Origin of the sequence: Psychrobacter proteolyticus (genome assembly GCF_038155145.1) — a bacterium.
Lineage (GTDB): Bacteria > Pseudomonadota > Gammaproteobacteria > Pseudomonadales > Moraxellaceae > Psychrobacter > Psychrobacter proteolyticus_B.
The window spans coordinates 371295-384458 of the sequence record NZ_JBAKAY010000001.1 but is presented as its reverse complement, the minus strand read 5'-3'; the positions used below and the strand labels follow the sequence as shown (position 1 = coordinate 384458).

The 13164-nt window shown below is 40.2% G+C and carries 5 protein-coding genes; all 5 read left to right on the top strand.

Annotated features, from left to right (window positions below; translation table 11 throughout):
* The first annotated feature begins 34 nt into the window (after nt 1–34).
* The 5 genes from V6252_RS01510 (at nt 35) to V6252_RS01490 (ending at nt 13022) form a co-directional block, all read left to right on the top strand.
* Entirely contained in the window at nt 35–2047 is a 2013-nt protein-coding gene (locus tag V6252_RS01510; RefSeq protein ID WP_341608994.1) for a hypothetical protein, read from the top strand.
* A gap of 488 nt (nt 2048–2535) precedes the next feature.
* Nucleotides 2536–4551 (top strand): hypothetical protein, encoded by a 2016-nt coding sequence (locus tag V6252_RS01505; protein ID WP_341608993.1) that lies wholly within the window; start codon nt 2536–2538, stop codon nt 4549–4551.
* Between the two features lie 517 nt (nt 4552–5068).
* Nucleotides 5069–5533, top strand: coding sequence for a hypothetical protein (locus V6252_RS01500; protein WP_341608992.1), 465 nt, complete (start codon nt 5069–5071; stop codon nt 5531–5533).
* A 46-nt stretch (nt 5534–5579) separates the two neighbouring features.
* Nucleotides 5580–7601 carry a hypothetical protein gene (locus V6252_RS01495; protein ID WP_341608991.1) on the top strand — a complete coding sequence of 674 codons (2022 nt, stop codon included), beginning with the start codon at nt 5580–5582 and terminating at the stop codon, nt 7599–7601.
* 123 nt (nt 7602–7724) lie between these two features.
* Nucleotides 7725–13022 carry an SdrD B-like domain-containing protein gene (locus V6252_RS01490; protein ID WP_341608990.1) on the top strand — a complete coding sequence of 1766 codons (5298 nt, stop codon included), beginning with the start codon at nt 7725–7727 and terminating at the stop codon, nt 13020–13022.
* Nucleotides 13023–13164: the final 142 nt, after the last annotated feature.

The following is a 13164-nucleotide window of genomic DNA, read 5'->3' as shown; positions in this document are numbered from 1 at the left end:
ATCTAAAAAAGCATAAATTAGAAGGTGCGATAGTATGTTTTGTAAAACTCAAAATCGTTTGTATTCATACTTGAGTAGTGTATCTATATACCGATTAGTCATTCTAACTGCTTTTTTATCATTGTTTTTAAACAACAGTGCTAACGCTAATTTCGAATCAACGGACAGCTCTAGTACTGGATCATGTCCCATTAATCATAAAATGTACTACATTGGCGCAAGTGCGCCTACATCTACTACTGCTGCGCCTGTAGTAAGCACCCCTTTGAATTGGACAGCTGGAAATCTATCAAATACTTTTACATTTAATGAGGCATCAGGAAGTAAAATATTCAAAATTAACTTTTCTTCAGTAATAGATCTGAATAGTAATTACGGTGGTACGCCACCTTTCTATGGGACGTTAAACGGTGTCACCACATCAGCCCTAAACCTTGTTCACAACTCTCCAGTATCCGCTACTTCTAGAACCAACCATGTCATGGATGTGAGCATTAACCGCCCAACCAGTAAGGTAGGTTACAAGATTCAGGATATAGACTCAGTAACCAACAATACTTTGACACCATATATCGAACAGGTTGACGTGTCTGCTAACAGCGGACAACTGACGTATAACAGCACTTATCACACTATTAATGCGAATAGAAATATAGTTACTGGTAGAAAAGGCCTTAACTGTGGTACGGGTGGCTGTACTATCGATGCCAACTGGAACTATACACTCGCTGATATTGCACTTAACTTAAAACACAACAATACGGTAAGTGAGACAAATAGCCCCCATGCAGTAGGTTACTCCGACTTCTATTTTTGCCTTGCACCGCCCAAACTTATCGTAAAAAAAGCATTGAGTAGCACACGTGTCAACACTAACGACCAATTTGAAATCGTAGTTAGTGGTGGTTCAGTGGCAACAAATAGCTTTACCACTACTGGTACGGGTTCAACTATTACAAATGGTACTAGTGCAACACTTACCTTAGCAGAGAGCACAAGTTATACCATTACTGAACGCGTAATGAATGGTACGATATTAGGCGATATAGCGAGTTACAATGCCACTTATACATGTAACAACGCAACTACAGGTAGTGCGACCATTATGCCTAGCTCTGCGATGACCTATAATGCATCAGCTAAAACTCGTTCATTCACGCTTAGTAACGTCACTTATGGTGATGAAATTACATGTACGATTACTAATACCCCCTCAACCTATACGTTTTCAGGTATAGTTTTTGATGACAATGGTGGTATCACAGCAACTCAGGCAAGTGCAACTAATGCCGATATTACGAACGGTATTTACGCAAATAACTCGAACTATTTTAATGGTGTATACAACCCTACTGCTTCAGAAACTGGTATTAGCGGTAGTACTGTCAAACTTGTCAACTGTGCTAACACCTCTACTATATATGGCACACAGGCAGTAACAGGAAGTGGTGCAGCCATTGGTCAGTACCAAATCAGCGTATCAAGTAATATTTTAAATGGTAATACTAGTAACCTTTGTCTTATAGAGGAGCGTACAGGCAGCACCTACCCTTTGCGCACTAACGATAGCAGTAAAACGATAGCTTTTTCGTCAAGTACTTATGACTACCCAAATAATAACTTCGGTAGAGTGATTGCTGAAAATGTTGCTTTAGTACTAAGAAAATATCAATATCTAAATGATTGTCCTTCTACCCTAACCTATACCTCTATCAGTGAAACTAGTACGCCCAATACAGGTTTTAGTACAGCAACTATAAGCAATATTGAACCTGGTCGATGTATTGCTTATAAGATTTCTGCTACCAATCGCGCCAATGTGAATATTGACAATTTTATTATGCGAGATACCTTGCAACAAAAGGGCGTCAGCGGTGCTACTGTAACATCCGTACTTGCTAATCCAGCACTTTCTACAATTGATTATACTGCTAGTGATAATCCAGTAATTGGAGCCAATGGTGAAGTAAAAACTAAAACCTTCGTTTTAGGCCCAAGAACCAAACGTGATTTTTACTTCAATACCAGATACGGTACCACTCAATAAAACCGAATTAAGAAGCCTATCTGGAACACTTACTAGATAGGCTTCTTTTCGCTCTAATTATTGCTCTCCAAAGATTTTACTCTTCTTTCTATACTCAATTACCAATTGAGACATATTACCACTTAGATAGTCCAAATCACCTTTTGTCGTTTTAATAGTGACTTTTTGTAGATGATTTGTGATTATGATTCCATAGAAAAATACTTCAGTTTTAGCGCCTATACAAAGAAAAGAATGTGAAGTATTTCGAGCTTTATACATTGGCTGCGTCAATAGTTTTTGCGACATTAATTGCAAATACTTTTACAACATGAGCCACAAACTCAGTGACCATTGAAAGACTAAAAATAACGATCAGAGGTCATGAAACGTTTACTGAAATCCCGATTCATCATATTAGCTTAGTAAAAATCTACTTTATATTTGGAATCTCTATGAAATCAAAATGTTTTCACTATAGTCTATTACCTATCAGTATCGCAGCCTTTATGAGCTTGAATACAGCAAATGCTGCTACTGCCACTGCTGTCAGCGCTCCAGCGGCAGCGATTAATAACAAAGCGTCTGCAAGTTATAGTATCGGTACGGTAGCTCAGCCTGTCGTCGAATCTAACACGGTGACGGTAAGCGTAACTGAGACAGCAAATTTTTCATTGGTATCATTAGTTATAGATAACGATAATGATCCTGATACAGCCATCAACCAAACGGCTATTCCAGGTGGCACAACCACTTTCACGCATGCTTTAACCAATACGGGTAACGTAACAGATACCTATACGGTTAATACAACGAGTCTCAATGACCCTACTATCACGACTGCCACCCCAGATTATGCTCTTGGTACATCAAATGCGATCACCTATACTATTGTACAAAATGATGGTACCGCTTTAACAGCAGCCCAAGTCACAGCGCTGCCTGCTGGACAAAATCAAACTGGTACACTAAGTAACGGTGGAACTATCAAACTACCACCAACTTACAGGGCGAACCTTAGCTATGCAGCAGCAACTCCTAGTACTCGCAATGGTAATGATAAAGGTGTAGGTACCTTAACAGCCACAAGTAGCTTTTTTACTAATTCTAACGCAGCTAAACCTGCGTTAGTTAACGAAAACCAAACTTTGGTCAGATTACCTACTTTTAAGATAGAAAAAACAGCTACGTGTGGTTCTAGTGTCCCTTGTACTACGTTAGATCTAACTGCCTCAGCGCCTACAATCGATTATAGTATTAAAGTGACTAATGCTACGACTACCTATAGTGCAGATGCAACTAGTTTTGTTATTAGAGATGTACTTCCTGTGGGTATGACATTGTCTGGCACCGTTACAGCGAATGGTGCATCAGTTACTTCTAGTGGTAGAACGAGTGATGATCGACAGATCATTGATGTGTCAGTAACTAGCCTAACGGTTGGCGCAAATCAAGTTGTTAGCTTCAAGGTCAACGTTGATAAGACCAAATATACCACTGCTAACAGCTCAGCAACTAATAACGTAATTATTTATGACAAATTCGTTGGTGCTGTTGGTCCACTGCCAACCAATCCAACTGTAACTACCGACTACGATATCTTAGATAGTACAGTTACAACGAATGATGTTACCAGAATCCCTAGTACTGCTGATGCGGCAAATGGCGCTGGCGAAGACACCACTTCGACTATCAATTTCACCAATCGTATTATTGTTTTAAACAACCCTACTATTAGAGAGATCGCACCTACCTCAGGGGCGAATCAGGTCACCCATCAAACCAACATCGTCAACAATGGTCAAGATATTGAAGGTACTAATACTAACCCTTTGACTTTCACCATTACTGATGGCGGTAATAATGCAGCGGTTGCGCCTAATAGCACTGTTACTATTACTTATACACCGCCAGGCGGCACAGTAGGAACGCCAATCACACTGGCAGCTACCAATGGTATATATACCATCAATAGCACTACACTGCCAAGCGGGATAGCAAAGGGTGGTACAGTCGCAATCAATTACGGCATGACTTCGACTAATGCTATTATCGGAAGCTCTGAAACCTCTATCGTTACATTGACGGCCGGTGGTAATGGTGCTCCTACCGTACCATCAGTTACTGATACGACTAATGTAAGAGGTCTAACGTTATTAAAACAGCTAGCACTACAAGTCGACTGTACTGGTACAATTAGCGCATATGAAGGAACATTAGGTTCTAACTCGACAGCAACTTTCAATAGCAAACCAGGTGACTGTATCTACTACAAAATTACAGCAACCAACACCTTTACTTCGACAAGTTTGAGCAATGTGGTTGTGTCTGACTCGACCAGTCAATGGAAGGATTCCACCGGTAGAGTGCAAGCTGTTTATCAAGACAATGCTATTGGATCTACAGGTGCTAGTAATACTGGTTTGACAGGGACTGGCGATGCTCAAAAAGTCTCTACCACTTTTGCAACCCTTGCTAGTGGAGCTTCAGGTACTTTGATTTTTTCTACTAAGGTAAGTTCATAGTTAGTAAATGTTTAGCCTATCCTTAAAAGGTTAACAAATGATGCTCTGGTTTGAATATCTTTAAACCAGAGCTTACTTTTTCAGATAACGCTACTTTCCGATAATCCTAAGCTTCGTAAGCTTTCTAAAAACTTCTTATCTATTCTATATTTACCCTATTTAAAATACTTTCGTATAGTCTCCTATCAAAATAATTCTCTCTGTTAAACGTAGCTGTATTCATCATGTTATTGACATAAACATATACAACATATGAGCAAAATGAGCTTATAAATCTTTTAAAAATGTCTCATAGGTATTAATTTCTCTAAATCTAAGCCATTAAACTCTTCTAATCTACCACTTATCATATATCTAATGACTAACTGTAATTCGTTTGTAATAATGTAAATATAAAAGGTTTATTTTATTGTTATGTAATTTTGTAGCCTGCTATATATTTTTTTGGCACATTTATTGCTTATTAAATAATAAATGAAAATCTTACTGACAAATATGGTTAGGCAAGGAATAGAATATGAAAATCTTTAACGCTTTACGTATCAGCTTATTTGCTATCGTAGCATCTGTGTCGTTATTGAGCGTTGCTCATGCTGAAAATGCGCTAAAAATGGAATTGACCGCTAATAAAGTTGTCAAAAATGCAGAAGGGAAAGTAAGCTATTTACCTGTCAGTACAGCGCCTACAGGTACTGTAGTTCAGTATAAAGCGACCTATACTAATACGGTAAACCAAGATATCAATGACTTGGCCGTAACCCTTCCTATTCCTACTAACATGGCGTTCAACGGTGAAGTAACCCCAGCCAGTGCTCAAGCTAGCATCGATGGTAAGAATTATGCTGATATTCCATTAATGCGCAAAGTCGATGGCAAAATGGTAAAAGTACCATACTCTGAATATCGCACTTTGCGTTGGAACATCAGATTGTTACCAGCAAAAAAATCTGCTGCTGTGTCACTCAATACCATTGTTGAATAGTTCCCTTTTAGAACTTTTCATTTAATACCTCTAGGAGATTTACCGTATGAAACCTAACTTATTTAAATACTCAATATTAACTGTTGGTATCGTCACTGCAATGGGTGCCGCCCATGCAGCTACCAGTGTCTCTTATAATCAAGAACAAGCATTTACTGTAAAAAACATTGCAACAGCTACTTATAATGTTACTGGCAACCCTGCTGAACAAAAAGCTGAATCAAATGAAGTAACTATTAATGTTACTGAAACAGGTGCATTTAGTTTGCTTGCAACTGGTGGTGCTTCTCCTACTGATGATATCAACGAAAATATTAAGATTAATCCACAAACAGGTGCAACGGTCGACTTTACACATACGCTAGCGAACAAAGGTAACGTCACTGATACTTATACAATTAATCTTGCGAATGAAGCAGGCGATAACTTCAACTACAATATTGCAAATAGTACAATTACTTATCAAAAACTGGATGCTAACGGCGCGCCTGTAGGTAGCCCAGTTACTATAGCTAATGGGGGCAATATACAACTTGCACCAGGTCAATCTGCTACTATTATCGTTAATGCTGCTGCCGATACAAATACACCGCGAGTAATTGGTAATACAGGCATCTTAGATGTTACAGCTACTAGTGCCTATTTAACGGGTAAAGGTCAGACTGCCACGGCTACTAACACAGATACAGCTGTCACTGTAACACCTATTTATGCCATTACTAAATCAGCACAAACCAACCTAGGTACCAAAGTCATTGATTTAAACAATGATAATGCATATGTTGATTATACGATTACCGTCCAAAACCAAGGTACTGCTAATGGTACTGCCGTTACTATCGAAGATGCCCTCCCGAATGGTTTGGTTGCTATAAAATCTGGTGAACCAAATTATCTAGCACCTACCACAACTGGTGGTAGTAGCAATGTGACTCCTGTCATTTCTGCTGATGGCAAAAAAATTACTGTAACTGGCCAAGATATAGCTCAAGGCAATACTATAACAATCAAATTCCGTGCCAAGAAAGCTGCAGGTGCTACCACTAGTAGTAACTTTGTCAACTACGCTGTTGTAAAAGATGATACCGATGGTGATGGCATATTTGACCTTGTGGATAGCTCGGGTGATGCAAACGACACCGCTACAAGCGAAAATAACTACGAAGATCCAACTAAACCTACGATCGGTAAAGACAACAACACTGCTGCTACAGTGACTGCTCAAGAGCAGACCCGTGCGATTACTATTAGTCCTGGCCTTGATAAAGAAGTCGCTTTACAAAGTACCGCTAATGGCTATACCTATGTTATTAAAAACGAAGGTAGTAATATTACTGAAGCAGATGCGAAAGGCGAGGTTTTATTCACAGTCAAGCCTGTAACAGATATTACTCAGATTACGACAACCCAAGTGTTTGTAGATACTAACAACAATGGTGTTCTTGATACTGGTGAAACCGTATTGACAGCGAATGCACAAGGTGAATACGACCTAAATGATGCTATTACTGCAGGTTTAGCTCCTGGTCAGTCAGTCAATATCGGTGTTTTAGTCGATACTAATGGCTCAGGTAGTAACAATGGCAAAGACAGTGATATTGGCAAGTCTGAAATTATTACTGTCAAAGTATTACCAAAGACGGTGGTAGACGGTACCCCTGCCCCTACAGATGATATCTCTACAACATCGACCACCACCATGCAAGGCATTGATTTATTCAAATTCCAGGCCGCTGCTGACTGTGGTACGGCACCAAGTACTATTACCAATTGGGTCAACTCTGAAGTTATTGCCAAAGCTGGACAATGTGCTTATTACAGACTAGAAGCCACCAATACCTTTAGTAATAAGAGTGTTACGAATATCGCCTTGACTGATACTTTAGTCGACAAGCTGACTTATCAAAGTGATTTTTCGTCTAAGACATCAAACAACTCACCAGTTGCAACGTCAAACATTTCTGGCCAAATAATTCGTGGTACGTTTGGAACTCTAGTTGGGAAAGAGGTCGGTACTATCTATTTCTCTGCCAAAATATCGCAGGCAGGTGCTACTGTAACGCCATAAATAGATTAGTGGCTCTTTTTATAGGAGTTTTCTTAGTAAAGCGCTAGGAAAACTCCGCTGCCCAAACCTTATCAGCCAAGCTTAAGATCACTTTGTTTTTTTTCACAAGTAGGATTACCGATTATGCGTCAAGTTGTATCTTCGTCTCGTAACCCTAGCTATCGCGCAAGTGCACTGACTGCGCTAGCTGCTTCGATCCTACTTATGCAAGCAAACACTACCCATGCCGAAACTGGCAAGGGTGTTACGACTATTAATAATATTGCACAAATTGACTATAGTATTGAGTCAACTCAACAAAGTGGTACATCAAATCAAGTTAGTTTTAAATCTCTTTCTCTACCACTATACGATGTTAGTCTTACACAGCCCTCACTACAGACCATCTCGCGTGGTAAAACTGTTGAATGGGTAAATATTTTATCTAACAATGGTACGTATGACGAGACCATCGCTTTGAGTTATGACTACTCAAGTACTCTATCTAACTTCAAAGTTTATCAAGACATTAATAAAAATGGCCTTATTGATGACAACGAATTGGCGCTTACCGACCCAAGCCAAATAAAAATTGGTCAAGGCGAGAGTATTCAGCTTATTATCCAAGCCCTTCTTGATTCTGATGTCAATGATGGCGACATTGCTGATATAAAAATCGGTGCAATAGTTGTCAATGATGAGTCAGTGACGGCATCTGCAACTGATCGTCTGATCGTCGTAGAACCTAGTATTAAATTTACCAATGCAGATTTCAATGATACTGCTGGAACTTCTCAAGTCGGCGAAAAAGTCTACGTGAAAGCCAGTTATGCACAATGTAATGTACAACCTGAAAAACCTGATCAAGTATGGGTGACCATAAAATCTCCAAAAACTGGAGACAGTTATTCATTAAAAGCTGTAGAAACAGGCAATAATACGGGAAAATATCACTTATCAGCATCGACTCAAAACAATGCTAACGCTATCGATGATGAGATTATTCAAACACGAGAAGGTGATGATTTAGTTGTAAGTTTAGATGCCTGTATTGCACCGTCAGTAGACTTAAACGAACAACCAAATCAGTCTGATTTAGACTATATTACTGGCAATATTAGTAGCAATGTCGCTATTGTAGATAACTCATCTACTTTAAAAGTTGAAAAAGAAGGTGATGTAAAAGCCGCAGAGTTTGGTGATTATGTCAATTATACAATCAAAGTCACTAACGATGGCAAAGTACCAGTTTACAATGTTGAATTAAAAGATGCGCTTCCACGCGGTTTCGATTATGTCGATAACAGTGTCCGTGTTAGCCCGAGTTCTGATCTCAATATCAATCAAGCACAAACGACTGAGTTTAAGGCAGAAGGCAAATATCAAGTACTAAACTTAGGTACTTTCACTGCAGGCGAAACTAAAAACATTACTTATCGGGTACTTATCGGATCATCAGCGTTAGGTGGGGATGGCATCAACCGCGCAACTGCCCATGGCCGTGACGAAAACAACAACACCTTAGCTTCATTGGAAGCGCAGTGGCCTATAGAAGTAAGCCGCGGCGTTATGAATACTGATGGTATTATCGTCGGTAAGGTCTATCATGATATCAATCGCGATGGTATTCAGCAAAAAGAAGACGGCGAGCTTGGTGTCGCTGGTGTACGTATCTATATGGAGAACGGCAATTTCATCGTAACTGATCCTGAAGGTAAATATAACTTCTACGGTATCAGCGCCAAAACACACGTACTAAAGGTCGATCGTACTACTATCCCTAGAGAAACTGAGCTGGTTACCCAAAGCAATCGCAATGCTGGTGATGCCGGTAGTCGTTTTGTTGATTTGAAATACGGCGAATTGCATCGTGCAGACTTTGCAATTGTTAGTAGTATGGCTGATAGTACTGAACGCTTAAATCAAGAGTTGGTTACCCGTAGCAAAAGCATTAGCGCAAAGAATAATGCTCTTGAGCAAGCGGTGAAAACTGAGCTGACTTTAGAGCCTGATTATAATACCGACACTACCGATAATGTAGATGCTAGTGGCTGTAATATTAATGGCGACTTAGATATCGGCAACAACTGTGATTCAGCTATCGTTAATGACATGGTCAATCTAGCAGATGACCGTATTGATATGACGGTAACCACTGTTGCCCCGCCAGTAGAAAAAGAGCTCGAAGAATACTTAAAAGAAGTGGCTAATAACGATGTTACCTTCATTAACTTAAATGAAGGTCAGCAGCTTAGCACGTATAAACAAATGGTCCAGGTTCAAGCACCATTAGGCTCAACTTTCACCTTGTATGCCAATGGCAAACCTGTACCAGAACAAAAGATCGGTAAAACTGCTGAGCAGAAAAAGCAGAGTGTTGTAGCTTTCGATTACTATGCTGTTGATTTACAACGTGGTAAAAACTCCTTGCGTGGTGTCGCAACGGACATAAATGGTCAGGTCATCTCTGAGCAAACTATCAAGGTATTAACTCCCGACAATCTACAAGCTATCGACTATAGAACTCAGGAAAATCTAGTACCAGCTGACGGTATTAGTGAATATCAGGTAGTCATTAGTCTAAAAGATCGTGATGGTCGTCCATATATTGCATCAACTCCGATTACTATCGATACGAATATCGGCCGAGTTAATCTAAAGGATAGCAGTAAAGACCAATCTGGTACTCAAGTAATCGTATCTGGTGGTGAGCTATTAATACCCGTAACTGCACCTAGCGTACCAGGTAAGGGCGAGCTAGTAATTGACACTGGTAGCAGCAAACAAACCATTCCGTTACAGTTTACTGCTCAACTACGTCCACTACTTGCTGTTGGTATTGTAGAAGGTGCTATTTCACTAAAAGACTTTGATGGTAGCAGCATTACCGATGCTCAAGGTGCATTTGAGCAAGAGCTAAATGACTTTTCTGGTAATGACGATTACACAGCTTCTGGTCGTGCCGCAATGTTCCTAAAAGGAAAAGTGCGCGGTGACTACCTGCTAACGCTTGCTTATGATAGTGATAAAAAAGGCGAGCGTTTGTTCCGTGATATCGAGCCGGGCGAATACTATCCTGTCTATGGCGACTCATCAGCTAAAGGCTTCGACGCACAGTCTACTAGCAAGCTTTACGTGCGCCTTGATAAAGGTCGTTCGTTCGCTATGTATGGTGATTTGAAAACTCAGATTGATGACGACGAAGGTATCAAACTTGGTCAATACAACCGTATATTAACTGGTCTCAAAGCTCAATTTGAAGATAGCAATACTCGCGTTACTGCCTTTTTAGCAGAAACCAGTACTAGCCAACGGGTAAATGAGACCCGCGGTTTGGGCATTTCAGGCCCATATCCATTGGCTGAAGACTTCGATGCGGTATTAGAAAACTCTGAAACGGTTGAAGTTATTACTCGTGATGCCAACAACCCTGGGTTGATTATCAATCGTGAGACGCTTACTCGCTTTGCTGATTATGAGATTGACCCTATCAGCCGCAGCTTATTCTTGACGGCACCGATTGCTAGTCAGGATATCGAAGGCAATCCTATCTATATCCGTGTCACTGTCGAAGTTGATGAAGGTGGTGAAGATTATTTGGTCGGTGGTATTGCAGCGAAGCAGCAACTAACGAATAAAGTCGCCATCGGTGGTAGCTATTTAAATAGCGATGACCCAATGAACAAAGAAGAATTGGCTAGTGTTAATAGTGTTGTTAAATTCAATGATAAGCTAAAGCTGGTCGCAGAATTTGCGATGAACAAAGCTGAAAACCCAAATTTTCAGTCAAGTAATCAAATCAACGCGACAGAACTGACTGATAGTGATGTTGAAGGTAACGCACTACGTATTGAGCTTGATTTTGATAATAAGAAAAATATACGAGCTAAAGCTTATTATAATGATGCTGATGAAGGTTTTGTCACTGGTGCATCACCGCTTACTGCTGGACGTACTGAATCTGGTGTAGAGGTTACTCATACTCTAAATGATAAGAAAACTGCTCTTAAGTTAGAAGGCATACGCACAGAAGAGCATACTACTGACGCTAGCCGCGAAGGCGTGCAAGCAAGCGTTGAGCATCGTTTAAGTGAAAACATCGTTGGTGAAATTGGGGTTCGTTATTACAAACAAGACGCGACTGCTGCCTCACGTAATACTCAAGCCGCGACAGACGTTGTAGATATTACAGACGACACTCTGTTTAATGATGACATTATCAATCAGTCAGCGTTGAGCAGCGTTAGTAACGCTGAAGAAGATATTGAAGGTACGACTGTTCGTGCTCGTATTACCTCTCGTCTACCTAAGTTGAATGATAGCTTGGTATTTGCAGAGTATGAGCAAGATATCGAAAACAGCTCACGTAATGCAACTTCTATCGGTGGTGAGACACCGCTCGGAAATCTAGGTCGACTATACGCACGTCATGATTTGATTAATAGCCTATCTGGTACTTATGGTCTTGATGATACAGATGAGCGTCAACGTACCACTGTTGGTTTTGATGCCACTTACATGAAAGATGGTAAGGTTTATAGCGAATACCGCATGCGCGATGCCATCAGTGCACGCGAAGCAGAAGCAGCCATTGGTCTAAAAAACAAGTGGTATGTTCAAGAAGGTCTAACCTTAAACACTTTATTTGAGCGTGTCGAGTCTCTGGAAGGTGAAGAAAGCAACACTGCAACAGCGGCAGGTATCGGTGTTGAATATCTTGCCAAAGAGAACTATAAGGCATCGGGACGTTTTGAAAAACGTTGGGGTGAAACAAGTGATACGCTACTTGGTAGTGCTGGTATCGCCTATCGCTATACTGATGAGGTTACCTTCTTAGCCAAAGACATCTACTCACGCACTGACTATAGTGATGGTGATCGCACTATCAATCGTTTTCAGCTAGGTGCTGCGTATCGTGACTACGATAGCAATCAGTTAGATATGCTTGCAAAATTTGAATATCGTTTAGATGATAATAATACTGGCGATGACGCTTATCAAAAAGACACTATGGTTTGGTCATGGAATGGTAATTACCATCCTACGCGTCCTTTAACATTGTCTGGACGTTATGCTGGTAAGTATACAGAATACGAAGCAAATAGCTTAACCAGCGATAACACGGCTCACGCTGTTTATGGCCGCGGTCTTTATGACATCAGTGAGCGCTGGGATATTGGGTTACAAGCAGGTACTTACTGGAATGATCAGGCAAATGACTTGGCTTATATGCTTGGTGCAGAAGTGGGTTATAGCCCAATGACCAACCTTTGGTTATCACTTGGTTATAACTTCATGGGCTTTGAAGATGAAGATATTGCTTATGACGACAGTACTCAGCAAGGTGCTTACTTTAGATTGCGCTTCAAGTTCGATGAAGACTTATTCAAACGTGAAGACCCACGTAAGAACCAACGTCTAAGCAGCAATTCTGCATTTTAATTGTTTGATACTAATGATACTGTCGTAAGTATAACCTTATGACAGTATTATAATGATTGTCTTATGATGAATTATTTTGTCATTCAATAAACAATTAAGTCAGCCCTAGTAATGGTAAATAATACCAACGTTTATTACCTTA

What these genes read in the sequence shown, in the direction of transcription:
- V6252_RS01510 (WP_341608994.1), top strand. Translation starts at nt 35, where the DNA reads ATGTTTTGTAAAACTCAAAATCGTTTGTATTCATACTTGAGTAGTGTA.
- V6252_RS01505 (WP_341608993.1), top strand. Translation starts at nt 2,536, where the DNA reads ATGAGCTTGAATACAGCAAATGCTGCTACTGCCACTGCTGTCAGCGCT.
- V6252_RS01500 (WP_341608992.1), top strand. Translation starts at nt 5,069, where the DNA reads ATGAAAATCTTTAACGCTTTACGTATCAGCTTATTTGCTATCGTAGCA.
- V6252_RS01495 (WP_341608991.1), top strand. Translation starts at nt 5,580, where the DNA reads ATGAAACCTAACTTATTTAAATACTCAATATTAACTGTTGGTATCGTC.
- V6252_RS01490 (WP_341608990.1), top strand. Translation starts at nt 7,725, where the DNA reads ATGCGTCAAGTTGTATCTTCGTCTCGTAACCCTAGCTATCGCGCAAGT.